The sequence below is a fragment of the Mucilaginibacter sp. P19 genome (assembly GCF_050632265.1).
Lineage (GTDB): Bacteria > Bacteroidota > Bacteroidia > Sphingobacteriales > Sphingobacteriaceae > Mucilaginibacter > Mucilaginibacter gossypii.
Genome location: NZ_CP192586.1, coordinates 955,854 through 980,131, shown reverse-complemented (window position 1 = coordinate 980,131; position 24,278 = coordinate 955,854). Strand labels below are relative to the sequence as shown.

The following is a 24,278-nucleotide window of genomic DNA, read 5'->3' as shown; positions in this document are numbered from 1 at the left end:
ATGATTATTAATGTCTTACTAAATTTTCTTCTAACTCTTCAAGGGTTTGGCCTTTGGTTTCTTTCACTTTTTTAAGTACAAACAAAAAGCCTAAAAAGCAGATCACCGCGTACATATAAAATGGCCCGTAAGTGCCCAGCACCTTAGCCAGTATAGGGAAGGTGAACACCAATATAAAATAGGCAGCCCATAACGATACAATGGCCACTGTTGATGCAGCGCCACGGATCTTATTAGGGAAGATCTCTGAAATAAGTACCCAGGTTATAGGTGCAAGTGAAAGCGCGTAAGTGCTGATGGCCAGCAACACAAATATGGATACCAGCCCGGCCGCCAGGTGATTTTGCAGCAGGTAAGCCAATACAATATAAAATATGGATAAGCCCAATGAACCAATGAGCATCAACGGCTTACGGCCGAGCTTATCAACCTGCCACATAGCCAGCAAGGTAAAAACCAGGTTAACTATACCAATGGATACAGTTTCAAACAATTGCTGGTTTAAGCTTGAACCCACCGAGGCAAAAATGGTTGAAGTATAGTTAAACACCACATTGATGCCACAAAACTGTTGAAACACAGCCAGCGTAATACCTATCAATACGGCAGGGCGTACGCTTTTTTCAAATACGGCGCGGTACGATTGCTTTTTTGCGCCGGTAAGCGATTTTTCAATAGCCTGCTGTGTTGAAGTCACAAACTCTTCGGAGCCTATTTTGTAAAGTACCTTTTCGGCATCAGCGTGCCGACCGGCCTTGATCAGCCACCGGGGGCTTTCGGGCAGGGCTATAACCCCTAATAAAAATACCGCGGCAGGTACCGTGCCCAAACCAAACATCCAGCGCCAGGCATTATCGCCGCTGTCGGCTAAAAAATAGTTGCACAGGTTGGTGATCAGGATGCCCAATACCACGGTAAGCTGGTTGATAGCTACATTACGCCCGCGCACCTGTGCCGGGGAAATTTCGGCAATGTACATGGGGCAAAGCATTGATGCCATCCCTACCCCTATGCCCGCTGCAAAACGCAGAATGATAAAATAAGTGAACCCGGTTGAAAAGGCAATACCCAGTGACGATACCGCGAAAATAAACGCCGCAACCATGAGACCGGGTTTACGGCCGTATTTTTCGGCAATGCGGCCGGCTATGATACAGCCCACGATACAGCCCAGCGCCAGGGAACCGGTAAGGAAGCCCTCCCAAACAGGGTCAAGCGCAAACTCCTTGCGGAGGAACGGCAGCGCACCCGATATTACGGCAAAATCAAAGCCGAACAGGTAACCGCCCAGTGCCGATATAAAGGAGATCCCTATAATATAGCCGCTGTTAAATTTTACTTCTTTTTAAAATCGATGGTCATTTGATATTGGTTAGTTTCTTCTCTCTGTATAAATTTACTTTAATTAAAGTCCGTTATTAAACAAGCTTTGGGCTTTGGGCCTTCTGCCTTTTGCTTTTAGCTTCATATGGTGCCAAACTTGTATAAAATACTTTGATTGTATACATCGCCTGCCCGCAATACAGCCTGCGGAAAATCAGGATGATTGATGCTATCCGGATAATGCTGACACTCCAGGCACAACGCATCAAAAGGTTTCGCCCCCTGGCCAGTATGTATAGGCGTAGTGCTGCTTAAATAATCACCGGTGTACAGGAACACGCCGGGATAATCCGTATAAACTCTAAGAGCACGGCCCGATGCTTCGTCGGTTAAAAGAGCGGCATAAATTAAGCCGTTCTCCCCGGCTCCCCTGTTGATAATGTAAAACAGGTTAAGGCCTTCAACATGGTTTTCATCTATATTAAATTTATCGCCCAGCTTGTTATTATTGAAAGCCTTTTGCCCGGCTGGTATAATTGCCCCGCTCGGCGTATAGTCTTCGTGCAAATCCACAATACTATCCGATAGCAGGGTAAGCTTGTGGTTATAGATCTTACTTTTAAATGCCGATAAATTAAAGTAAGCGTGATTGGTAAAATTTGCTATCGTAGCTTTGTCGGTAGTAGCTTTATAATTGATCAGCAACTCATTATCATTGCTCCAGGTATAGATAACCATAAGCTCTAACTTACCGGGATAACCCCCATCGCCATCAGGGCTGGTCAGGGTCATCATTACACCATTATCAAAAGCTTCGGCAGTAAACACCCTATAGTTAAAACCGCTTTTACCGGCATGGTTGGAATTTTTACCTTCATTGGCATCCAGGTGAAAAGTTTCGCCTTCGAGCTGAAATTTTACCCTGCTGATACGGTTGGCGTACCGGCCTATGGTTGAGCCGATGTAGCAGCTATCGGTTAAATACCCGTTCAGGTCAGGAAAACCAACCACCACGTTTTCAAAGTGCTGCAGCCTGTCGGGCACCACAACTGATACAATGGCCGCGCCGTAATTGGTAAGTTCAACATAGGCCCCGCTCTCGTTTTCAATTTTGAAAAGATAAACGTTATGACCGTTATGCTGCCCCCATAAACGGGTTGTGGTGTTAACAGCCATGTACGTTCAGATATTTAAATTGTTTGTTCATAAGTTATCCGCTTCATTAAACAGCCAGGTAATTTGCCTGACTTGTTTTAGCCCTAATTGGTTTTGGTAAACCTACTATGAAACAGGTGTTAAAAAAATGGATATTCTTTAAAAAGTGATGGATAATACTATCATTTACTGACAGCTATTAAAATCTTGCCGGGATAAAAAAATAAATACCTTTAATCGCCAGTTATACAGCAGCGTTATGAATGCGATAGCCGAACCAAAAAAACGGATCAAAGAAGGTTTTATCGGTCAAAAAATGATCGTATTGCCACCAAACATAAAAAAAGCCATCACCAGCAATGCTTTGATCAAAGGCTTTTACCTTACCGCTATCGGCTATTATCCCAAGGCGGCCTTTCATGACCGTGAACGCCGTACAGGCAGTAACGAATATATTTTTCTTTATTGTGTTGATGGAGAAGGCTATGTTTATTTGGGGGGCCAGGGCCACACCCTTAAACCCAATACTTTTTTCATTATCCCCCGTAATGTGGCACACCGTTATAAAAGCTCGGAAATCAATCCCTGGAGCATTTACTGGGTACACTTCAGCGGGCTAAATTCGCACCTGATCTATGAGCGCTCGCTCGAAAACGGGCAGCCTGCGGTACAATCCGTTCCCTACGACAACAGCCGGATTAAGCTGTACGAACAGGTCTACGCCGTGCTTGAACACAGCTATCATGAAAAAGAAATGGAGATTGTTAACATCAACCTGCTCAATTTTATCTCCTCGATGGTGTATTATAAGCAAACCAACCCGGTTGATTATGATAACGATTTTGTGAGCAACTCTATCGCTTATATGAAAAAACACATTAGTCAAAAGTTTGAAGTGATGCATTTGGCGAAACAACAGGGAATTTCAGCATCACATTATTTGCGGCTGTTTAAACAAAAAACAGGCTCATCACCTATTAACTATTTTAACCTGCTCAAGATTCAAACCTCCTGCCAGTACCTGTACTTTACCGACAGGAGCATTAAGGAAATTTGCTCAGAGCTGGGCTTTGACGACCCTTATTATTTTTCAAGGCTGTTTACCAAACTGATTGGCATGTCGCCGTCAAAGTACAGGAAAACACATAAGCGATAGGCCAGCGCGGATTTTGGTTAAAGCCGGTGGCGAGAAATGCCAGGGAATGAAACAGATGACTTAGTTACTCCTCATCCTTTCACTCTCCTCTTTTGAACCGCTTTCCGGTTTCCCCGGCCGGCCGGTCTTGTACTACCAAACGACTTTGAATAAGTAAGTTTAATTACCGGGAAACGTCTGGTTTCGGTATTGACAAGTACATTGCTCTTTATGTCAAAAGCCTCCCGTGTAAGTGTGCCGTACCGCACATGGATCTGCGTAGCACTGAACACATCGGCCACTGATAACTGCAGGCTGCCACCGTTATTTTTCAGCTCTTTTTTGATCCCGGCATTGATCAGCCCAAAACCATCAACCCTCGTTGTGCCATTATACGACAGGGAATTGTACTGCCCCGATACCTCTGCCGAAAAGCTGCCGGGCAGCTTAAACAACTGGTTAAAATTAAAGGAATATCCGAAGTACGATTTGGTTAACGGATGTAAAGTATAATCCTCCTTAAACTGCCTTAGGCCGCCAACAAAGCTATAGGTCATCTCCCACCAGTTACTTACTTTAAACGGCGCATTGGCCTGCAAGGTAAAGTAGTTTTGATACGGCAGATTTTGTGGCGAAATGAACAAAATATCGTGCGCTGGGCTTTCGCTGAGCTGATAGCGGGCTATGGCATTATCATCCCGGCTGTAAAGCAGGGAAAAGCTATAGTCGCCATAGTTATAGCCCAGTTTTATATTATTGGTGATGGTTGGTTTAAGAAAAGGATTGCCGGTGTAAACCGCCGTAGGGTCGCTGTATGCAAAGTATGAGGCCAGGTCGTCATATGATGGACGGCTGATCCTTTTGGTGTAAGACAGCTGCAGTTCGGATCGGTCACCCAACTTTTTGGTGAACAGCACTGTGGGGAACAGCTTTCCCAGTTTACGGTCTACAATGTTGCTGCCGGTTTGTGGGTTATCCATATTGGTATAGGAATATTCATAACGTACTCCTGTATTAAGGCTTATGCTTTTACCAAGCTGCCAATTAAGGGACAGATACGCCGCGCCAATATCTTCCTTCATGTATATGTTCGCAGCGGTCTGCATATTACGCTCCCAGGCCCCATTATTAAAACTTTCGATACCCGATGAGCTTGAACTGCCGGTATGCGCTCCTTTAATACCTGTTTCCAGTTTTAGTAAGGGTGATAGCTGGTTGGCATAATCGGCTTTAAACACGCCTACGTTGATGGCCGTATTGGCAAATCCGCGTTGCCTTTGCGCGCTTACACTGTTGTTGGCGTACACCTGCTCGCCATATTTGTTTACAAAGGACGTATTAACTTCGCTTGGACTGTTATTTCCATAATGGATATAATCGGCTTCCATGCTTATCTTCTCCCCTTCCTTCAGCACATGTTCAATATTGAGCGAGCTGGTGAGGTTATCCCAGTGCGCGTTCCCGTTAATATGCCCAATATACCTGAGCAGTGAATCGGGCAGGATCTTATACCCCGCGTTACTGTATGTATAAGTGGGCGAATGGCTGTTGTTATAGCTCAGGTTACCGCTTATGGTAGTTTTAGGATCCAGCTTAATATCAGTACCCAGGGTGGCATTGTGATTATTGCTGATCCTTTTGGTTTTTGTGTAAAATTCTACCTCGGCATTACCTCCGATAAAAGGCATGTACTGACTTCCGGTAATAAAAAGATCGGTATAGGTCCGGTCGTGCTGAAACGTGTAGGAGCCGTACAGATTGATATTTTTAGTATTATGACTGAGGTTGATGCCGGCAGTGCCTTTTTCGCCCATGCCGTAACCGCCAGTTAAGGAATAGGAGCCGTTTGTTCCCTGCTTTTTGCTTTTCTTCATTACAATATTGATGATGCCGGCACTGCCTTCAGCATCGTATCCGGCGGGCGGGGTGCTCAGCAGCTCTATTTTTTCAATATTATCGGCACTGGTACCATTAAGCAAATTCATGACCTGGGCAAGCGGCATACGCACCAGTTTGCCGTTGATCATTACTGTAGCCCCGCTTTTACCGTTCAGGGCAATACCATTATCCCGGTGATCGATAGTTACCCCCGGCAATCGTTCCAGCACCTGCAGGGCCGTACTGCCTTTGGTAAGCACACTGCTCTCAACATTTACCACTAAGCCATCGCTGCGCTGCTGGTACAATGGCTTATTTGCCCGCACTACCACCTCGCCCAATTGCCGGGTGTCCTCCTTCATCACAATAACAGCAAGATATTTTGCATCCTTGTTCCCGCTGATTTCAAAAGGCGATGAAAACCAGGTTTGATAGCCGATACTGCTTAACCGCAACCGGTAATTACCGGAAGGGGCATCCGCAATATTATAGCCTCCCTGTTCATTGGTAAGCATACTTTTAACTGAAGATGAATCTGCAGTTCTGACAAGCGATACAGTGACATATGGCAAGGGCTGGCTGCCGGCTGTGGTAACCCTGCCCGACACCTGGGCATTTACTATTTGTGCCAGGCAAATAAGTAACAGGCTGATGCATAAAGTTTTCATATGGCGTGTGTAACCTTTCTGGAGGTTATGCCGGCAAATAAAAACAGTGCTTTAAACTTTAAAAAACATGAATGATGAGTGACATGAGATAATTGATGAGATACGCAGAAGCGGGTTAATCGGTTTAAAACCAAAACTATACTGCCTTTTTTACGGCTTATAAGTTAAAGCCTGCATTTGGTCAATTATTTGTGCAGGTTGATATAATAACGAAATATAAATCAGTGCAATTGCTGTATCTTTAGGTAGGATATTGAAAATTTCTACAAACCTGTTCCCCCTCTGGGAGATTTTAGAATTTAATAAACATGTATTAATTGAAGGACAGATGCACCAGAGGTGCAAAAGGTTTGTAGCTCGTAAAGTTATAGAATACCCTTTGCCCCAGAGGGGCAAAACACGACGATTTGCTGGTTAAACGACAAGCAATTTGTGGGTAAACTTAAACTCGCAGAGGACCCTGATGCCTACGCCACGCAGGTTCGCTTTTTTCAATTCGGGTAGGGCGGCGGCCCTCAGGGTCCTCTGCGAGAGACCCTGAGGGGACGGGGAAAATATATTGGGTATTGAGAGGTGTCATCCTGAACCTGTCGATGGACATGCGCAGAGGCCCTGCTCGTCATGCTTCGAGGATCTACCCATGACACCTGTTTTTTATTATTATGATATTTAACATGAACAGTTTATCCGTTGATACATTAAACCAAAACTGGCTGTTTAAATACAAGCTGTACCACATCCCATTTTGGTGTGTGTACCATTATTTTTGGTTTACCATAGCGGTGGCTAACCCTGTGGCAGCGGCCAAATCCATGTTTTTTTCGGCTTATAGTGTCAAGATCCTGGCTTATGTAGTTTTCCAGGCGCTGGCGGTATATTTTAACCTTTACCTCTTAATGCCGCGGTTTATGAAAAAAGAGCGGCTTACCCAATATGTAATTTATCTTTCGCTAACCATCATCGGCACATCATCGCTTATTAACGGCGGCTATTATTTAAGTGCTTTTTTTGCAGGCTGCTCAGTAAAAAAATGTTTGGCGTTGATCCGGGCAATTTTATGAGTTTCTATAATACTTCCTTCCCCTCTACCGTAGCCAGTATGACTTTGGGTATGAGTATCAAACTCACCAAAAACTGGCTGCAAACCCAGCACCGCCAGCAGCTGCTCGAAAAAGAGAAACTGGAAACCGAACTTAAATTCCTGAAATACCAGTTTAACCCGCATTTTTTGTTCAACAGCATCAACTCCATATTTTTCCTGATCCATAAAAACCCCGGTATGGCATCGGCATCATTGGCCAAATTTTCTGAATTACTGCGGTACCAGTTGTACGAGTGCAACGACCAGCAAATCTCTTTAGGAAAAGAGCTTAGCTATCTCGAAAACTTTATCGAGCTGGAAAAGCTTCGGCAAAACAATAATGTGCATGTTGCCTTTGAAGCAGATGAGCCGATGCCCGGTCATTTAGGCATAGCCCCCTTTATATTAATGACCTTTGTAGAAAACGCGTTTAAGCATGTATCCAAAGAGGCGGAACACCCTAACTGGATTGCGATTAGATTGGGATTGAAAAACGATCAGCTCGATTTTCATGTTGCCAACAGCGCATCAAACGACCCGGGAACCGGGCTTGTGAACTTTGGGGGTATCGGCCTGAAAAATGTAAAGCGCCGGCTTGACCTGATTTACCCCGACCTTCATAAGCTGGAGATCCAAAATACCGGAGACCGCTTTGAGGTACACCTGCAATTAACTTTAACCGAACTGGAACAATCATCCGCAACCTTTCAAATGGCCTCACTATGATGAACTGTGTAATAATAGATGATGAGCCCTTAGCCCGCGAAGGATTAGCCAGCTATGTACGCGAGGTTGATTTTTGAATTTAACCGGCACCTGCGAAAACCCGCTCGAACTGATCAAGCTACTTGACCACCAGGCTATCGACCTAATATTCCTGGATATCCAGATGCCGAAAATGAACGGTATTGATTTTTTAAAGATCATGCAGAAACCGCCGATGGTGATCATCACTACAGCCTACCCCAGCTATGCGCTTGAAGGCTTCCAGCTCAATGTGCTCGATTACCTGCTGAAACCCATCACGTTCGACCGCTTTTTTAAATCGGCCAATAAGGCTAAAGATTATCACCGCCTGCTTAACAATTGGGCCCAGCCCGGCGCACCAAAAACGGAAGCTGATGAAGGTTACTTCTTTATCAAATGTGGTAATAAATACGAAAAGATTTACTTTGATGAGATCCTGTACGTTGAGGGGATGCAAAACTACGTTACCATATTTACCGCCAAAGGCAAATATATCACGCTGCTTAACCTCAAAAGCCTTGAACAAAATTTAGATAACAAACTCTTTATCCGCGTACATAAATCATACATCGTATCAACCGGTAAAATTGATGGTATTGAGGGAAATGATATTTTTATCGGTCAGCACCGCATCCCTATAAGCCGCAATTACCGCGAGCAGGTGATCCGACAGGTTGTTGCTAATAAACTGTGGGATAAAATAAAATTTTCGTGATATATTTATATATCGTTTTTAACCTTTATCCTGCTTAAGCCATGGCCAAAAACACCAATAAAACCACGGAAACCGCAGCAAGCGTAAGCGATTTCATCAATACCATTGCCGATGAAGCCAAACGGGCCGACAGCTTTAAGCTGACCGCGCTAATGGAAGAAGCAAGCGGTCACAAAGCAAAAATGTGGGGGCCGGCCATTGTAGGCTTTGGCAGTTATCATTACAAATATGAAAGCGGCCGTGAGGGTGATGCCCCGCTTATAGCCTTCTCGCCCCGTAAAAATTCTTTAACACTCTATCTTCCAGGCTTTGAGAGCAAGGAACAATTGCTGCAAAAATTAGGTAAGCACAAGCAAAGTGGCTGCTGTACGCATATTGTTAAACTGACCGATGTAGATAATACTGTACTCAGGCAATTACTCAACGAATCATTTAAACACGCGGAAACAACGCGCTGCAAATAGAGATCATTATAAGAAATTGCTTTCTACCTCGCTATGGTGCCTTACTTTCTCAATTTTAAATTCAACACTGATAGTAACGCCCGCCTTATTTTGAACTTTAAAAGTGCCACCCAGTTGTTTACTTAAGGCCTTCATCATTTCCATACCCAATGAGGTTACTGTTTTAAGATCAAAGCCTGCCGGCAGCCCTTTTCCGTTGTCGGCAATGGTTAATATCACTCCGTCTTCGCCTACGCGGTTCAACGCGACGACGATCTGCCCGCCTTCACTGCTAAAGGCGTACTTGATAGCGTTGGTTATGGCTTCATTAAGTATCAGGCCGAACGGAACAGCCTGGGTCAGATCGAGATAAATGGGTTCAACCACCTGCTCAAACCTGATACGACGGGTTACCGAATCAAAACAATCGGTGAGGTTGCGGATCAGATCGGTTACGTATGATGGCATATAAATGCTGGCCACATTATCAGCACTATACAATTTATGGTGTATAAGCGCTATGGCCTGCACCCGGTTTTGGCTTTCAGTGATGGCTTCAATGGCCGCGTTGTTTTCCAGGTATGCCGATTGCGTGCTTAACAGGCTCATCACAATTTGCAGGTTATTTTTAACCCTGTGATGTACCTCTTTTAGCAACCATTCTTTTTCATTAAGTAATTTTTCCTGTTTACTGTTCAACAGCTGCAATGATTGGTTTTGCTTGTTAATTTCGTTTTGCTGAGCCTGTAACCGTACATTGCTGCGCTGCTTTAAACGATAACGATTATAACCAACCCCCAGCGAAAGCAACAACATTACCGAGCCTCCAATAAGCAAATTACGATCGGCCTGTGCTGCTAAAAACCGGCTGCGCTGCAACTGCTCATTGTTTTTAAGCAGTTGGATATCCTTAGCCTGCAGTTGCAGGTCTTTATTCTTCTTATCCGTATCAAACTCAATTTGCAAAAAGGAGGTGTGCTTGGCATTGTTAACCAGGTAAACCGAATCGGTAAGCATTTTGTAGCGCTGATAATGCTTAATAGCACTTTGGTACCTGCCCATCCCCGAGTCGGCCTTAAACCAGTTGAGCTGGTTCTGTGCCAAAAAAGGCAGCACCTTTGTTTTTTGATAAAAACTTTCATTTTCCTGCAAGTAGGGATACGCTTTATTATACTGCCCTATGGCGATATAATAATTAATATATGACCTTAACATCTCGGTATAATTTGCCCCTGCATCTTTTTTTAGCGCCTCCATTTTGTCGATGTACACTTTGGCCATTTTATACTGTTTAAGCTTCAAATAAACCAGGCAAAAATCATAGTAGTTTTCAAATCTTTCCTGCGTTGTTGTAAACAGGTTCATATTTTTGAGCAATTGCAGCCGTGCAAGCGCTTTTTCGGGCTGTTCCATTTTATAGTAGCTCATGGCCAGGTTACCGTTTATTACAACTATTGAAGCTGTGTCATTATATTTTTGGGCAATTTTTACAGCCTTATCAAAATAAATTATGGCATCGCCAAATTTATGCAGCGTATAATACGAAAGGGCAAACCGATTGTATATTGTACACATTTGCAAACTGGTATCACCGCGACCTTCGGCAAGCCTCACCGCTTTCAACTGATACTTCAGGGCGTTATCAGCATCTCCCTGGAAGGTAAGGCAGCCGCCAAGCAGGTTGTACAAACCATCCAGGTCTTTTTTCCCTATCGATTGGTATATTGCCAATGCCGTGCGCAGGTTTTTAACAGCAATATCATACGATCCTTTTATGCTTTGCAGATCGGCCATATCTACGATAGCTGTAGCTTCCCTGTCCTTTAAACCCGCTTGCCGAAAAATATCAATGGCTTTTTGATAATAGGCTATTTTTTTATCCAGGTCCTGGCCTTCATTTCCATAATGCTGCCCAATAATGACATAAGCTTCGGCCATACCCGGCAAATCATCTATCGACTTAAAAAAATCAAACCCCCTCTGGGCCAATGCAGCACCGCCTTTATGATCGCCTTTTTTATTGCTGATCATTGCTGCCATCAACGCAGCGTTCCCCTGCCCTTTAACATCATTAAGCTGAATGCTTAATTGTTCGGCTTGTTTCATAAACCGGTAAGAGCTATCTGTTTCCTTTGCTCCCGCGCCCGATTTGAGCAGGATAACACGGCTTAAAGCAAGCAACAGCTTCACTTTGCCGGTATCAGCTTTGCTTTTTTGAATTTGCGATTGCAACGAGGCTGAAGATTGCGCACACAGCTGTCCTGTCACGCAAACAACAGCAACACATAGCAGTAAAAATTTAAATTTCATGATAAAGGGGATAACCATTAAAACGTGCTGCCGTCTTTTAAAAACAGAACTTAAAATACAATAAAAAATTCAATAAATGCCTTATAGATAACTATTTGGCATAACCATAAATAAAATACTAATTTATTACTAATCAGCCATTCAGAAAAAATTAAGTTTATTTGGTGATGTTGTAGTTCAGGATATAAGGCCATTCACTAATTTCCCCAACACCTTAAAACTATCTTCAACCACCCCGTCAAAAGCTAACCCAAAACTAATGCGGATAAAATTGGTAAACCGCCCGTCTACACTAAAGATCTGGCCGGGAGCTATGCTGATGCTTTGCTCTATTGCCAATTGGTACAGTTCAAAGGCATTTACCTTTTTATCCAGTTCGACCCAAAGCGCATAGCCGCCTTGTGGCCTGCTAATCTTTGTACCTGCCGGGAAGTGTGTTGCGATAGCCTGCGTATACCGCAGGCACTGGGTATATAACGCCTTCCGCAAATGCCTCATGTGCAGGTCATATCGCCCGGTTTCAAAAAAATGACCAATAGCTGCCTGTGTAGGTGTGGCCGAGGCTATGGAATGCATCATTTTAATATTCAGCACCTGTTCTTTAAACCTGCCCGGAACGCACCAGCCTACCCGGTAACCAGGCGCTATTGATTTGGATACCGATGAACAAAGGATCACCCAGCCATCCTTATCATAACTTTTGCAGGTGCGCGGACGGCTTTTTCCAAAATAGATCTCACCATAAATATCATCCTCAATTAAGGGAACTTGCTTTTCAGCAAGCAGGCGCACCAGTTGCTGCTTACGCTCATCGGGCATGCAAACCCCTATCGGGTTACTAAAATTGGTAACAAACAGGCATACTTTTACTGGCACTTCATTCATAGCCCGTTCCAGGTATTCCAGGTCGAGGCCGGTATCGGGGTTCACCGGAATTTCCAATACTTTCAGGTCCAGGCTGAGCATCACATTGAAAATCCCGAAATAAGTAGGGCTTTCAATAGCAATGGTATCGCCGGGCTTGGTAAGCGCCCTTAAGCAAAATATTAAAGCTTCCAGGCAGCCCTGCGTTGTGATCACATCATCTTCGGTAATATTACCACCCCAGTTAAAGGCGTTTTTAGCCGCCTGTTTGCGCAAAGCAATATTACCCTGCGGGTTTTCATAAGTGATATTACCCGATGGACTATTACGTATAGATTCCATCATGGATTTACTGAGCTTTGCCAGCGGAATCAGGCTGAGCGGCGGCGATGAGCGCGAGAGCTGCAAAACGCTGTCTTCCGACATGTTGCGGTAAACCATCGCAATCATTTCGGCAACGCTGGCCTGTTTAACCTTTTTAAGCGGTGGTTTGGTTTCGGGCACGCTGGTAAAACGGGCGGGCAGGTATTTTACATAGTAGCCCGATTTGGTACGTGCCTCTATCAAACCCAGGTTTTCCAGCTCAACATAGGCCTTATAAGCTGTACTCATGCTAATACCCTGCTCCTGGCTCAGCATCCTTACCGACGGCAGCTTGTCGCCGAGCTTAAGCAGATTTTGCTTAATCTGCTTTTCAATCCGGGCAGCAATTTGTGCGTATAAAAAATCGTAATCCTCAGTATGAGCAATGCTTTCCATGCAAAATCTGTTATGCTCAAAATTAACAAAACTACATCTGTTTTTCTATTTCCGAATGTTTTTATTTTGTAATGATCAAATAATTAAGCACATGGAACTACAGGTTATCGATTATCAGCCACAACATGCCCCCTATTTTGAAAAGTTTAACAAAGCATGGCTTGAAGAGTATTTTAGCGTTGAACCTTTTGATAAATGGGTACTGGAAAACCCCGACGAGGCCATCATTAAAACAGGCGGCAGCATTTACTTTATCACTTCGAAACAAAAAATTATTGGCACCGTAGCGCTGCGATATATAGAAGACGGTGTTTACGAGCTTACCAAAATGGCGGTGGATAAAGACAGTCGCGGAGCTGGCGCCGGTCAGTTTCTATGTCAAACCGGTATTGATAAAGCGCGTGAACTGGGTGTAAAAAAGCTGGTACTATTTTCAAACAGAGTGCTTGAAAATGCCATCCACATTTACCGTAAGCTGGGCTTTACCGAAATCCCAGTTGAGCCCGGCACCTACAAACGAGCGGATATCATGATGGAAATAAATTTCACAAATAACTAAACCTGATGGAAAATATACTAAGCGAACAGGAAGTACAGCAACTAAGGGCCGAAACCCGGGGCACAACAAAAACCATCCACTTCAATAATGCAGGCTCGTCCCTGCACCCCGATGTGGTGGTTGATACCGTGATAGATTACCTGTACGAAGAAGCGCAAAACGGCGGCTACGAAACCGAGTACACATACCGCGAAGAGCTTGAAAACACCTACAACCTCATAGCCCGACTCATCAACGCCCGCAAGGATGAAATTGCCATTGTTGAAAACGCCAGTATTGGCTGGTGGCTTGCCTTTAACGGCATTGATTTTAAACCCGGCGATGAGATCATTACCTGCGAAATGGAATATGTAACCAACCTGATAGGTTTGCTGCACGCTAAAAAAACCCTGGGTGTTGAGTTTAAAGTAATCCCCAATGATGAGCGGGGTAATTTCCGGCTGCAGGCTTTGGAAGATGCCATTTCTGACCGGACAAAACTGATAGCCGTAACCCACATCCCCTCAACCGCAGGGAGCATGATCCCGGTAGCAGAGATAGGCAGGATAGCGCGCAAACACAATATTTTGTACCTGCTTGATGCCTGCCAAAGCGTGGGCCATGTGCCGCTGGATGTGCAGGAAATAGGCTGCGATATGCTGGCCGTAACCGGCAGGAAGTATTTGCGGGCGCCGAGGGGTACCGGCTTTCTGTATGTCCGCAAAGAAATTCAGGATAAGCTGAAGCTGTTTTTCATGGACGGCTTCACTACCCAATGGGTAACCGAAACTGATTTTAAACCGCGCAATGATGCCCGCCGTTTTGAGGTGTATGAAAAAAGCCGCGCCTTAACTCTTGGCCTTGGCAAGGCGGTTGAATATGCACTCAACATAGGTGTTGAGCGTACCTGGCAGCGGGTGCAATATTTAGCCAGCTTATTACGCGAAAAACTAAAAAATATTAACGGCGTAACCGTTCATGATTTTGGCGATGAGTTATGCGGCATCGTAACTTTTTCGGTAGATGGCATGGAGGCCGCAACGGTAAAAAACAAGCTGGCCGAAAAGCACATCAATGTATCAGTTGGCAAGGCGGTTTCAACCCTCATTTATATGAACAAAAACAAACTGGGCAATATCGTAAGAGCTTCAGTACATTATTATAATACCGGGGAAGAGATTGATATCTTATGCGAAGTTTTAGAGGAGTTGGTTAGAGTGAGTGTTTAACATTCGCACGATTAAGCGCCCCCGCTATTGTTCGTGTTGTCACCAACAATAGCGGGTTATAGTTCAAGCGAAAAACGCTTAAACTCGCTTGATAAAAGCTGTCAACAAACGGCAGCATCTATTGATGTTTTGTAATTTTTGAGCGCAAACTCGGCCTCATAAAAGTCGTTGTCGCTATAAAAAGCAGAGTATATTTATATTAGTGCCATAAATCATTGGCCATTGAAAGCAATCCGCGATAAAGCAGGTGAATTTTTACTTGGGTTACAGGATGTACGGGAAGATATTCTATGTACGCCTGCCCAGTTTTCTGAATATACCGTTTACCTCGTTCCTGAGGGGTCGGGTATCTTTCATGCAGATTTTGGGGCATTCCCTTTTACAGGCCCGGTGTTGTTGTTTTCAACCCCGTTGCAGATTATTTATGTAGACGAGTGCCGCGCAATAAAAAGCAATATCTTACAATTTCACAGTGATTTTTATTGTATCGAGTACCACCGTGAAGAAGTAGCCTGCAATGGGTTACTATTTAACAACATCTATATTGATCCAATAGTTGCGCTTACTCCGCAGGATGTAAAAGTGTTTGAGCTGTTACTGATGCAGATGAACGACGAGATTTATGCAGCCGCAACCATCCGAAATTGTATTGCGGGCCTACCTGCAGCTTTTTTGGCCAAGGCCAGCAGCATAAAAATAAATGGCATCAGTACCGGTGAGGATAAACCTCAAAAAGATGAAATAATGGAAAAGTTCCGGACGTTGCTTAACCAGCATTATCTTGACCTGCATAAACCATCAGATTATGCCTCGTTACTCGCCATATCTTCTGATAATTTAACCCGGCGTTGTACCAAATACTTTCGCAAATCACCATCACAGCTTATCCAGGAACGGCTTATCCTCGAAGCAAAGAAACAGCTCCATTTAACCCGGCAAAGCATCAAAGAAATTGCCTATAACCTTAAATTCCAGGATGAGTTTTATTTTAGCCGGGTATTTAAAAAGTTCACCAAGGTATCGCCCCAAACTTTTCGCGATAAAACAGGCATCTCCATCGTCGCGGATTTGTACAAATAAAACCCCGTTTCGTCCATGTTTGCGGGGCTCATAGCGTTGTAGTTTTGCTTTATCAAAAAACAACAACATGAAAACTTCAATCATAAATACCATAGCCGGCCTTGATCAGCTTGGCAAAAAAGCAGTCCGTTTCGGCATCGTAGTCGTATTCCTTTGGATAGGCGGCCTTAAATTTTTCACTTACGAAGCCGATGGCGTTGTGCCCTTTGTGGCCAACAGTCCGGTGATGTCATTCTTTTACAACCATCCAACAGAATACAAAAAACACATCAATAAAGAAGGCGAACTGATTGCTTCCAACCACCAATGGCATATCGAAAATAATACTTATGGCTTTTCTATTGGTCTGGGTATTTTCCTGGTAACACTGGGCATACTGGTTGCACTTTATAAAGTTGTACCAATACCAAGTATGATTGCCAGTATCCTGGTATTTATCATGACTTTGGGCACGCTTTCCTTCCTGGTCACTACGCCCGAAAGCTGGGTACCACATTTAACCGATAACCAATGGGGCTTCCCATACCTGTCAGGCCGCGGTCGTTTGGTTATTAAAGATGTCGTGATCCTTGGCGGTGCCATCATCACTATGAGCGAAACCGCGCAACTTTATCTTAAACGTAAAACAACAAGTAAATAATATTAAACCATAATATAATCATGAAAACTATAAATGTTCCCACCCGCGAACAGGTAAGTGCCGAAGCGCAGGTAATGTTTGATACCTTCACAAAACGCGTTGGTAAAGTACCTAACCTTTATGCCACCATGGGCTATTCGGCACCTGCACTTAAAATGTTTATGGATATGGAAGATGACATGAGCAAAAGCGTGTTTACCCCCAAAGAAAGGGAAGCCATTGCCCTCATTGTTTCTGAGTTAAACGGTTGTGCCTATTGCTTAGCCGGTCATAGTATGCTGGCCATGAAACGCGGCTTTACTAAAGAACAAACCCTTGATATCAGGAGAGGCCATACAGCTGATGACAGATTGAATGCCATTATCGGTTTAGCCAAGTCAATTGTTGAAAATAAAGGTAAAGGCGATGAAACCATAGTAAATAACTTTTACGAAGCCGGTTTTGATGAAGCCGCTTTGATGGACCTTATAGCCTTTATTACCATACGTGTGTACACTAACTACGTATTTGCCAACACCGAAGTTCCGGTAGATTTTCCTGCCGCTGAGCCTCTTAACTAATATCTAAAACATTTCATCATGAAAACCACAGAAGAAGTAAAAGGACAGTTAGCCAATAAGTTTTTAACAGGACTAAAAAATCGTGATTGGGAGCTCATGCGCTCGGCCCTTGCCAATGATGTTACCTGGACCCTGCCGGGAACAAGTTTGCTTTCGGGTCCTGCTGTTGGTGCCGATGCCGTGATTAAACGTGCCGGTCAGCTGCGTGATTTTGGGGTAATGGTTCAATTTAACCATATTTTATACGGATTGGATAGTGTAGCCCTGTCGCTTCACAATACTGCCAGCCGTGGCGATTTGATCCTGGATGAGCAGGTTGCCATAGTTTGCGATATTACTGACAATAAGATTAGCCGGATAACTACCCATTTGAGTGATGTTGAAGGGATCAATGAGTTTTTTATTGAAGGGGTGATTTAACGTCATACAGCATATCATAAACTCATTTGTGTTCCATCAGGATCTCTCGCAGATTTAAGTTTACCCATAAAATCAATAATCAAATTGGGTAATCCTGATAAGTTGAACCACTCTCGGGTTCGGGTAAGGGCTGTGACGTTTTGTACAAACCTGTTCTCCTTCTGGGGGATTTTACAATTTAATAAACATGTATTAATTGCCCAAGGACAGATGCGCCAGAGGAGCAAAAGGTTTTTAGCTCGTAAAGTTACGTTCCATCAGGGTCTCTCGTAGAGGACCCTGATGTCTTCGCCAAGCAAGTACGCCTGTTTGGCGCATTTTATGTTATTGTCTCCCGTCACAGTCTGTCCCATCAGGGTCCTCTGCGAGAGACCCTGATGGGACAGAAGCCTGGAATTGCTTCGTGCTTCGCAAATGACGCTTTTTTTGAATTGTATCTAAGTTATCTTTGAGCCTAATCCCTGCACCACACATGAAATATTTCATTGTCCTTTTATTTATCTTTTTCATTGGCCAACACAGTTTTGCACAAACTCATAAAGAGCAAATTGCTGCCTTCAGGCAAAATTATAAGGATGATTTTTTAAAAGACCCGCGATCTCCGCTTAAACAGGATGACCTGCAATTTTTAAGGTTTTATGATGCCGATAGTATCTACCGCGTAACTGCTAAAGCTGAATTATTGACTAATCAATCAACTTTTATTATACCTACCTTCAGCGGTGCAGGTAGCCAATATGTACGTTATGCACAACTTTCGTTTAAGCTTAAGGGTAAACCAATGCAGTTAACCATTTATAAAAGCATCGCCCTGTCGCAAAACCCTGCTTTCAGCAATTACCTGTTCCTGCCTTTTACCAATGCTACAAACGGCTCTGAAACCTATGGCGGAGGCCGCTATATCGACCTTACCACCAAAGACATTAAAAACGGATCGATTGTTATAGATTTCAATAAAGCCTACAACCCATACTGCGCTTTCAGCAGCGGCTACTCATGCCCTAAACCGCCTGACGAAAACCGGATTGATATGGCTGTTGAAGCGGGTGAAAAAAACTTTGGGAAAGGGCATTGATCCAAATCTGCATTAAATAAGCACATTAATTGTTTTTACCTTATAAAGATACCTGCATCGATGTGCGCTCCCGGTGATGAAGATGAAAGGTTCAGGTAATCTTTTGGTATGCCTCTGGTTTGTACTTCGCTCAGGGCAACTTTTCCAACTTTTTGGATATTTTGTTCTATAGGTTTATTTAGCCGGTCGGGCTTTCCAGATCGCCAATATAAACAGTGCCGTTAGTGCCGTTCTGCATTTATAATACGATAATTTCTTTCTTTTCTTCAGGCGTCCCGTAGCGGGTAAACATTTCGGCCATAACGGTGGTTGGCCTGGCAATCAACACAAAAAACATTACCGGTAACGAGACTGTTACACCCTAAACAAAACCTAACCGGTAAATTTGAACAAAGCCTCCGGAAATATGAACCAAATCAGCAAAGAAGATATCAAACAGGAAGTGTTCGACCTGTATGATGATTACGCACATAGCCGCCTCGACAGGCGCTCCTTTGTGCAAAAGCTCTCCATGTATGCAGTGGGCGGCCTGACCGTAACCGCATTAATGAGTTTCCTGATGCCCGATTATCAGGGTGCCATACAGGTAAAATCCGACGATCCACGTTTAAAATCGGGCTATATTAATTACCCTTCGCCCAAAGGCGGCGGTACAATTAAAGGCCTGTTATCAGAGCCCGCAGATGCAAAGAAGAAACTGGGTGGCATAGTGGTAGTTCACGAAAACCGGGGCTTAAACCCTTATATTGAAGATGTGGCGAGAAGAGCTGCCCTTGCAGGGTTTATTACCCTTGCACCCGACGCCCTAACACCGCTTGGCGGCTATCCCGGCAATGATGACGAAGGGCGTACCATGCAGGCCAAACGAAATAAAGGCGAAATGGAGGAAGATTTTATAGCTGCCTATGAATACCTGAAAAACCATAAAGATTGCAATGGTAAGGTAGGTGTTGTAGGCTTTTGTTTTGGCGGAGGAATTGCCAATATGATGGCTGTACGTGTTCCCGATTTGGCTGCCGCCGTTCCATTTTATGGAAGTCAGCCGGCTGTTGAGGATGTCCCTAAAATTAAAGCGCCGCTATTGCTGCATTACGCGGCCCTGGATACCCGGATTACAGATGGCTGGCCGGTATACGAAAAAGCGCTTAAAGAGAATGGCAAAAAATACCAGGCTTATATCTATGAAAACGCAAACCACGGCTTTCATAATAATACAACTCCACGTTATGACAAAGCCGCGGCAGAACTGGCCTGGAAAAGGACTATAGATTTTTTTAATGAGAATTTAAACTAAAGACCTGAAGTTTCAGGTCTTTAGTTTCGCAGGATCATATTGTGAAGATACCTTATTCTTTGGGGGTATCTTCTTTGTCTTCCTCTTCCCGTTCTACCGTTATAGTACATTCTGTAACCAGTGCGGCCAGGGTACCTACGGCAGCAAAAACCGGTGCCAGGATCATCCCGAAAAGGCCAACACTTAACGGAAAAGTCATTAGCTCTTTACCGTGCTTGTCTGAAATGGTGATCCTGCTGGCTTTACCTTCGTTAATTATCTCTTTTATCTTTCCCAATAACGCTTCACCGTTAATTGAAAATGTTTCTTTGGTGCTCATGTTTTTTCTAAGTTTTTATATTTAGATGAGCATACCAGCGGCTTGTTACAGGTTTGGCTAAATATGCCAATAGCAGGTGGAATATTAATTTCCTTACTGCAAAGGCTTCTCAATTGGTTACAAAAAAGCAAACCCGTCATGTCGAATTTATTTCGGCACCCCATTTCCAAAGTAAGCGACGGACAGGTCTGCAAGAATTAATTGTGAAACCTGGCAAGCGTGAATATCCAGTGAGGTATCGAAATAAATTCGGCACCTACGTATGTTTTTACCTTTAAATGTTATTAAACACTTACCTCCACCTTCTTCCCGGTTTTAACAGCAAGGTAAATGGCATCAATAATTTTAAGGTCTTTCACTCCTTCTTCGCCGTTTACCGGTACAACGGGCTTTTTATTATTAAATATAATCTCGCACATTTCATCCATCTGTACGGTTTGGTGTGTGGTAACAGGCTGGTTAAGTTCGCCCAAATGGGTGCGGCCTTTAATTGGCCCGTAGCCGGTAGAAGGCTGCATTTCGGCAAAGCCTTTTTCTCCATCAAGAAAAAATCGGTCGAGATTGTTCATATTGTAGGTTGACAGACAGGACGCAACGGCCCCGCTTGGGAAGCCGAACTGGAACTGGATGGTTTCATCAACCCCCTCTTTAAATTTCACTGTATCGGTTTTAGTTTCCTGGGCGGTAACCCATATCGGTTCTTCACCGGTCATATAGCGGGATCCGTTGATGGCATAGATCCCAATATCCATCATAGAGCCGCCACCGGCAAGCTTTTTATTCAACCGCCATTGTGTGGGATCGCCGATGGTAAACCCGCATTGCCCCTGAAAAAACCTGATCTTCCCAAACTCGCCGTTTTGCCTCATCCTGATCACTTCAAGTGTTTTTGGTTCAAAATGCATCCGGTAGCCAACCAACAGCTTTACATTGGCCTTTTTACAGGCATCAACCATCTCCTGCCCCTCTTTGGCATTCACGGCCATTGGCTTTTCGCATATAGCGTGTTTACCGGCTGCAGCTACCCTGATCACAAAATCGTGGTGCAAGCCATTGGGTGTAATAACGTATACCGCGTCGATATCGGAGTTATTTTTGATGTTGTCGAAATTCTCATAGTTGTAGCAATTTTTTTCGGGGATGCCATATTTGCTTTGCCATGCTTTAACTTTTGATGGGGTTCCGCTAATTACCCCAACCAGTTTAGCTTTGGTACATTTCCGCATAGCTTCTGCAACTATGGTTCCATAGCCTCCAAGTCCCATAATAGCCACGCGCAATACCGGGCCGTCATAAACCTGTTCGGTTTTATCTGTTCCTGCCGCCCATCCTGAGTATGGCACAAGTTGCAGGGCCAGGGCCGATAAGCCCAACTTTTGTAAAAAATCACGACGAGAATTCATAGGTATGTTTTTTGGTTTATGACAATTTACATATTTCCGGGTAAACTGCACCTACGTCATCTGATTTTTACTTAATCTGCCCAATGAACATTTCTGGGTTAAGGAATAAAAAACGCGGGATTGCGCATTTATCACATCCCCTTAGGTTGATTTAATGGTTTAACTGCCCAGTTATTTCCCGGTTGATCGTTCAGATATATTTCGAGCTTACCGCCTTTGCTGATATCGTTGTAACGGATAAAATTATTAGGCATTATTTTACCATTCAATTTTACCGAGCGGATATACATTGATCTGGGGCCCGGTTTATGACAGATGATCTCGAACTTTTTGCCATTTTGAAGCGTGATAGCAATTCTATCAAACAAAGGTGAACACAACAGGTACTCACCCGAAACCGGGTTTACCGGGTAAAAACCCATCGCAGCGAACAGATACCAGGCCGACATTTGGCCGGCATCATCATTCCCTCCCAAACCACCCGGACCATCACTGTATTCTGTCGCCAGGATCTTGCGTACGGCGGCTTGCGTTTTCCATGGCGATGATGTGTAATTATACATAAAAGGGATCTGGTGTCCCGGCTCATTGCCATGCCAGTATTCGCCTTTTTCAAACAGGCTATCTAACGACTGTTCCAGTTTCTTCGCACCACCCATCAACTTTGCCAAACCGGGTACATCCTGCGGTACATAAAAGGTGTATTGACGTGCGGTACCTTCTGTAATATAAGTCGCCTTTTTATCAGGATCAAAGGGGGATATCCATGTACCATCAGCATGCTTGCCGCGAACAAAGCCACTTGTAGCATCAAATACATTGGCATAATATTTTGCCCGTTTGGTGAGCGTGATATAGTCAGCAGATTTTTTTAAAGCTTTTGCAAATTGCGCCAGCGCGTAATCATCATAAGCATACTCCATTGTGCGGCTTACCTGTTCCATTTTATGAAAGGCATCGCGTACGCTATCTTCCAAGGGGATGTATCGGTATTTTAAATAACTACCCAATGCCCTGCGGCCCTTGCCTTCTACATAGTCGACCCGGTTGGCAGGTAGTTCAAACGCGTTATGCCTTAAAATTTGGTAAGCTTCTTTAGCGTCAAGATCAGTGATCCCCTTTAAATATGCCGAACTGATTACAGAAGCCGTATGATCGCCGATCATTTCGGATGTATAGCTATTCCAGCAGGGGAAAACAGGCATCCACCCGCCTTGTTTACCTTTCAAAATCAGTGATTTTGCCAGGTTATTGATTAAAGATGGGTTCAGGATCTCAAACAGCGGCAACTGTGCCCGGTAAATATCCCACATCGAAAAATCATCATAATAATTGCCGCCTGATAATTGTTCAATTTGATAATCGCCGGCAAAACGGGGGTATCTGCCATCAACATCATTAAAAAGACGCGGATGCTGCATGGCATGGTAAAATGACGTATAAAAGATCCGTTTATCCTGCTCATTTTTAGTTGAAATGTTGATTTGCCCTAAGGCCTTTTCCCATTTTACCCTGCTGCTTTCTACCATCTTATGAAAATCAAACCCCGGCATCTCGGCCTGCAGGTTTTTGCGGGCGCCTTCCAAACTGGCAAACGAAGTGCCTATCCTGATCGTTAGCTTTTCGCCTTTATTGAGCTTAAATCCGGCATAAACCCCTGTACCAGCATCGTTTTTGATACTATCTGCAATAAATATTTTATCGCCATCAAAAGTGCCCGTTTTACCTAAACTCCGTTCAAACCTGATCACAAAGAAACCGCTGAAACCTGCGCTTTTCCCCCATCCCTGGTAAATACGGTGAGCAGGATTATAACCCGATATTTCGCCTTTTTGTTGATCCACTTTTACAAAGCCTTCATGATAATCGCTATTAGCTTTGATCAATAAATAAAGGCTGTCGGCCTGCTGCATGGTAAACTGCATCATGCCGCAACGCTCTGTGGAGGTTACCGCAGCATTCACTTTATACTGATTAAGATTTATGCTATAAAGGTACGGCGACGATAGTTCATCAACATGTTTAAATGCAGCACTATAATTAGCTGTTGTTAGCTTGCCTGTGATGGGCATAATGGTAAAGCTGCCATAGTCCTGCGTACATGAACCGCTTAACCAGTGCGAACCACGGAGGCCGTTGAACAGGCTGTCTTTATAATAATATGGAGGTACGCACTTGGTTTCGCCGCTCTCGGTTTCGGGTGTCCATTGTGTCATGGCAAAGGGGGCAGTAACCGCGGGAATAGTGTTGGCAAACCGCGTATCAGCCGCCTGTCCATGTTTTAGTGCGGAAGCTGTAGTGGCAATAGCTGTACCGGCCATGGGCTGTACATATCTAACCAGGTTTTGGGCAAAAACCGGCCACGGAAACAACAAGAAAATTATATAAATAAACCGGTTTGCAATTTTGGAGATGAACTTCATTTTCAGACAGCGTATTAACAAGAAAATTTCAGCAAAATACAGCAATCATTGCTAATTGTTACACGCACGAGCAAAATAATGAGGTATAAACAACCTGGCCATACTGTAAACCGTAAGGATTAGTCGTTACTGCGCTCCAACCAGCACTGCCACTTCCAACTAATTTCAGATAATGGCAAATCTGGCGGGGAATATGTCCAACTGAAGTCACCATTTGCC

General features: G+C 44.0%; 21 protein-coding genes and 1 pseudogene. 13 read left to right on the top strand and 9 right to left on the bottom strand.

The window, feature by feature from the left end:
• Window positions 1-7: 7 nt before the first annotated feature.
• Both ACQ86K_RS04710 and ACQ86K_RS04705 read right to left on the bottom strand, forming a co-directional pair.
• Window positions 8-1,324 (bottom strand): annotated as a pseudogene (locus tag ACQ86K_RS04710) (sugar porter family MFS transporter); the annotation flags it as partial.
• A 140-nt stretch (window positions 1,325-1,464) separates the two neighbouring features.
• A complete protein-coding gene (locus ACQ86K_RS04705) occupies window positions 1,465-2,499 on the bottom strand; it encodes an aldose epimerase family protein (RefSeq protein ID WP_091175991.1) in 1,035 nt (344 codons plus the stop codon).
• A gap of 238 nt (window positions 2,500-2,737) precedes the next feature.
• Between ACQ86K_RS04705 and ACQ86K_RS04700 the strand changes: the two genes are divergently transcribed.
• Entirely contained in the window at window positions 2,738-3,634 is an 897-nt protein-coding gene (locus ACQ86K_RS04700; RefSeq protein WP_091175988.1) for an AraC family transcriptional regulator, read from the top strand.
• Between the two features lie 71 nt (window positions 3,635-3,705).
• Here the strand turns inward: ACQ86K_RS04700 and ACQ86K_RS04695 are convergent, their stop codons facing one another.
• Window positions 3,706-6,159, bottom strand: a complete 2,454-nt coding sequence (locus tag ACQ86K_RS04695; protein ID WP_431199896.1) for a TonB-dependent receptor domain-containing protein — start codon at window positions 6,157-6,159, stop codon at window positions 3,706-3,708.
• Between the two features lie 674 nt (window positions 6,160-6,833).
• Between ACQ86K_RS04695 and ACQ86K_RS04690 the strand changes: the two genes are divergently transcribed.
• The 4 genes from ACQ86K_RS04690 (at window position 6,834) to ACQ86K_RS04675 (ending at window position 9,166) form a co-directional block, all read left to right on the top strand.
• Entirely contained in the window at window positions 6,834-7,220 is a 387-nt protein-coding gene (locus ACQ86K_RS04690; protein ID WP_431199895.1) for a hypothetical protein, read from the top strand.
• Complete coding sequence (locus ACQ86K_RS04685) at window positions 7,217-7,966, top strand: sensor histidine kinase (RefSeq protein ID WP_431199894.1); 750 nt, start codon at window positions 7,217-7,219, stop codon at window positions 7,964-7,966. The genes ACQ86K_RS04690 and ACQ86K_RS04685 overlap by 4 nt, the downstream gene beginning before the upstream one ends.
• A 73-nt stretch (window positions 7,967-8,039) precedes the next feature.
• Window positions 8,040-8,702, top strand: a complete 663-nt coding sequence (locus ACQ86K_RS04680; RefSeq protein WP_431199893.1) for a LytR/AlgR family response regulator transcription factor — start codon at window positions 8,040-8,042, stop codon at window positions 8,700-8,702.
• A gap of 41 nt (window positions 8,703-8,743) precedes the next feature.
• Window positions 8,744-9,166 carry a DUF1801 domain-containing protein gene (locus tag ACQ86K_RS04675; protein ID WP_091175981.1) on the top strand — a complete coding sequence of 141 codons (423 nt, stop codon included), beginning with the start codon at window positions 8,744-8,746 and terminating at the stop codon, window positions 9,164-9,166.
• Between the two features lie 6 nt (window positions 9,167-9,172).
• On the opposite strand, the gene ACQ86K_RS04670 is transcribed toward ACQ86K_RS04675, so the two are convergent.
• Window positions 9,173-11,455 (bottom strand): histidine kinase dimerization/phosphoacceptor domain -containing protein, encoded by a 2,283-nt coding sequence (locus ACQ86K_RS04670; protein WP_176844591.1) that lies wholly within the window; start codon window positions 11,453-11,455, stop codon window positions 9,173-9,175.
• A 177-nt stretch (window positions 11,456-11,632) separates the two neighbouring features.
• Window positions 11,633-13,078, bottom strand: a complete 1,446-nt coding sequence (locus ACQ86K_RS04665; RefSeq protein ID WP_091175976.1) for a PLP-dependent aminotransferase family protein — start codon at window positions 13,076-13,078, stop codon at window positions 11,633-11,635.
• A gap of 91 nt (window positions 13,079-13,169) precedes the next feature.
• Between ACQ86K_RS04665 and ACQ86K_RS04660 the strand changes: the two genes are divergently transcribed.
• The 7 genes from ACQ86K_RS04660 to ACQ86K_RS04630 all read left to right on the top strand — a co-directional run bounded on the left by ACQ86K_RS04660 (window position 13,170) and on the right by ACQ86K_RS04630 (window position 18,620).
• Window positions 13,170-13,637, top strand: a complete 468-nt coding sequence (locus tag ACQ86K_RS04660) for a GNAT family N-acetyltransferase (RefSeq protein WP_091175973.1) — start codon at window positions 13,170-13,172, stop codon at window positions 13,635-13,637.
• Between the two features lie 5 nt (window positions 13,638-13,642).
• Complete coding sequence (locus ACQ86K_RS04655) at window positions 13,643-14,845, top strand: aminotransferase class V-fold PLP-dependent enzyme (RefSeq protein WP_091175970.1); 1,203 nt, start codon at window positions 13,643-13,645, stop codon at window positions 14,843-14,845.
• A gap of 222 nt (window positions 14,846-15,067) precedes the next feature.
• Entirely contained in the window at window positions 15,068-15,925 is an 858-nt protein-coding gene (locus ACQ86K_RS04650; protein WP_431199892.1) for a helix-turn-helix domain-containing protein, read from the top strand.
• 67 nt (window positions 15,926-15,992) lie between these two features.
• A complete protein-coding gene (locus ACQ86K_RS04645) occupies window positions 15,993-16,565 on the top strand; it encodes a DUF417 family protein (protein ID WP_091175966.1) in 573 nt (190 codons plus the stop codon).
• 20 nt (window positions 16,566-16,585) lie between these two features.
• Window positions 16,586-17,125 (top strand): carboxymuconolactone decarboxylase family protein, encoded by a 540-nt coding sequence (locus ACQ86K_RS04640; protein ID WP_090534021.1) that lies wholly within the window; start codon window positions 16,586-16,588, stop codon window positions 17,123-17,125.
• Window positions 17,126-17,143: 18 nt separating this feature from the next.
• Window positions 17,144-17,545, top strand: coding sequence for a nuclear transport factor 2 family protein (locus tag ACQ86K_RS04635; protein ID WP_218134524.1), 402 nt, complete (start codon window positions 17,144-17,146; stop codon window positions 17,543-17,545).
• A gap of 472 nt (window positions 17,546-18,017) precedes the next feature.
• Window positions 18,018-18,620: a DUF1684 domain-containing protein gene (locus ACQ86K_RS04630; protein WP_091172283.1), complete on the top strand. Its 603-nt coding sequence runs from the start codon at window positions 18,018-18,020 to the stop codon at window positions 18,618-18,620.
• A gap of 238 nt (window positions 18,621-18,858) precedes the next feature.
• Here the strand turns inward: ACQ86K_RS04630 and ACQ86K_RS04625 are convergent, their stop codons facing one another.
• Window positions 18,859-18,957: a DUF2135 domain-containing protein gene (locus ACQ86K_RS04625; RefSeq protein WP_143020839.1), complete on the bottom strand. Its 99-nt coding sequence runs from the start codon at window positions 18,955-18,957 to the stop codon at window positions 18,859-18,861.
• A gap of 69 nt (window positions 18,958-19,026) precedes the next feature.
• On the opposite strand from ACQ86K_RS04625, the gene ACQ86K_RS04620 reads away from it, so the two are divergent.
• Window positions 19,027-19,914 (top strand): dienelactone hydrolase family protein, encoded by an 888-nt coding sequence (locus ACQ86K_RS04620; protein WP_091172280.1) that lies wholly within the window; start codon window positions 19,027-19,029, stop codon window positions 19,912-19,914.
• 52 nt (window positions 19,915-19,966) lie between these two features.
• On the opposite strand, the gene ACQ86K_RS04615 is transcribed toward ACQ86K_RS04620, so the two are convergent.
• From ACQ86K_RS04615 to ACQ86K_RS04605, 3 genes are all read right to left on the bottom strand, one after another.
• Window positions 19,967-20,233: a DUF4342 domain-containing protein gene (locus ACQ86K_RS04615; protein ID WP_090534028.1), complete on the bottom strand. Its 267-nt coding sequence runs from the start codon at window positions 20,231-20,233 to the stop codon at window positions 19,967-19,969.
• 284 nt (window positions 20,234-20,517) lie between these two features.
• Entirely contained in the window at window positions 20,518-21,636 is a 1,119-nt protein-coding gene (locus ACQ86K_RS04610; protein WP_091172279.1) for a Gfo/Idh/MocA family protein, read from the bottom strand.
• Window positions 21,637-21,767: 131 nt separating this feature from the next.
• Window positions 21,768-24,059 (bottom strand): GH92 family glycosyl hydrolase, encoded by a 2,292-nt coding sequence (locus ACQ86K_RS04605; protein WP_091172277.1) that lies wholly within the window; start codon window positions 24,057-24,059, stop codon window positions 21,768-21,770.
• Window positions 24,060-24,278: the final 219 nt, after the last annotated feature.

Coding starts and splice junctions, on each gene's coding strand:
- ACQ86K_RS04615 (WP_090534028.1), bottom strand. CDS start 20,233: ATGAGCACCAAAGAAACATTTTCAATTAACGGTGAAGCGTTATTGGGA.
- ACQ86K_RS04705 (WP_091175991.1), bottom strand. CDS start 2,499: ATGGCTGTTAACACCACAACCCGTTTATGGGGGCAGCATAACGGTCAT.
- ACQ86K_RS04690 (WP_431199895.1), top strand. CDS start 6,834: ATGAACAGTTTATCCGTTGATACATTAAACCAAAACTGGCTGTTTAAA.
- ACQ86K_RS04630 (WP_091172283.1), top strand. CDS start 18,018: ATGAAATATTTCATTGTCCTTTTATTTATCTTTTTCATTGGCCAACAC.
- ACQ86K_RS04605 (WP_091172277.1), bottom strand. CDS start 24,059: ATGAAGTTCATCTCCAAAATTGCAAACCGGTTTATTTATATAATTTTC.
- ACQ86K_RS04685 (WP_431199894.1), top strand. CDS start 7,217: ATGAGTTTCTATAATACTTCCTTCCCCTCTACCGTAGCCAGTATGACT.
- ACQ86K_RS04665 (WP_091175976.1), bottom strand. CDS start 13,078: ATGGAAAGCATTGCTCATACTGAGGATTACGATTTTTTATACGCACAA.
- ACQ86K_RS04620 (WP_091172280.1), top strand. CDS start 19,027: ATGAACCAAATCAGCAAAGAAGATATCAAACAGGAAGTGTTCGACCTG.
- ACQ86K_RS04675 (WP_091175981.1), top strand. CDS start 8,744: ATGGCCAAAAACACCAATAAAACCACGGAAACCGCAGCAAGCGTAAGC.
- ACQ86K_RS04640 (WP_090534021.1), top strand. CDS start 16,586: ATGAAAACTATAAATGTTCCCACCCGCGAACAGGTAAGTGCCGAAGCG.
- ACQ86K_RS04625 (WP_143020839.1), bottom strand. CDS start 18,957: ATGTTTTTTGTGTTGATTGCCAGGCCAACCACCGTTATGGCCGAAATG.
- ACQ86K_RS04655 (WP_091175970.1), top strand. CDS start 13,643: ATGGAAAATATACTAAGCGAACAGGAAGTACAGCAACTAAGGGCCGAA.
- ACQ86K_RS04610 (WP_091172279.1), bottom strand. CDS start 21,636: ATGAATTCTCGTCGTGATTTTTTACAAAAGTTGGGCTTATCGGCCCTG.
- ACQ86K_RS04695 (WP_431199896.1), bottom strand. CDS start 6,159: ATGAAAACTTTATGCATCAGCCTGTTACTTATTTGCCTGGCACAAATA.
- ACQ86K_RS04660 (WP_091175973.1), top strand. CDS start 13,170: ATGGAACTACAGGTTATCGATTATCAGCCACAACATGCCCCCTATTTT.
- ACQ86K_RS04700 (WP_091175988.1), top strand. CDS start 2,738: ATGAATGCGATAGCCGAACCAAAAAAACGGATCAAAGAAGGTTTTATC.
- ACQ86K_RS04645 (WP_091175966.1), top strand. CDS start 15,993: ATGAAAACTTCAATCATAAATACCATAGCCGGCCTTGATCAGCTTGGC.
- ACQ86K_RS04670 (WP_176844591.1), bottom strand. CDS start 11,455: ATGAAATTTAAATTTTTACTGCTATGTGTTGCTGTTGTTTGCGTGACA.
- ACQ86K_RS04635 (WP_218134524.1), top strand. CDS start 17,144: ATGAAAACCACAGAAGAAGTAAAAGGACAGTTAGCCAATAAGTTTTTA.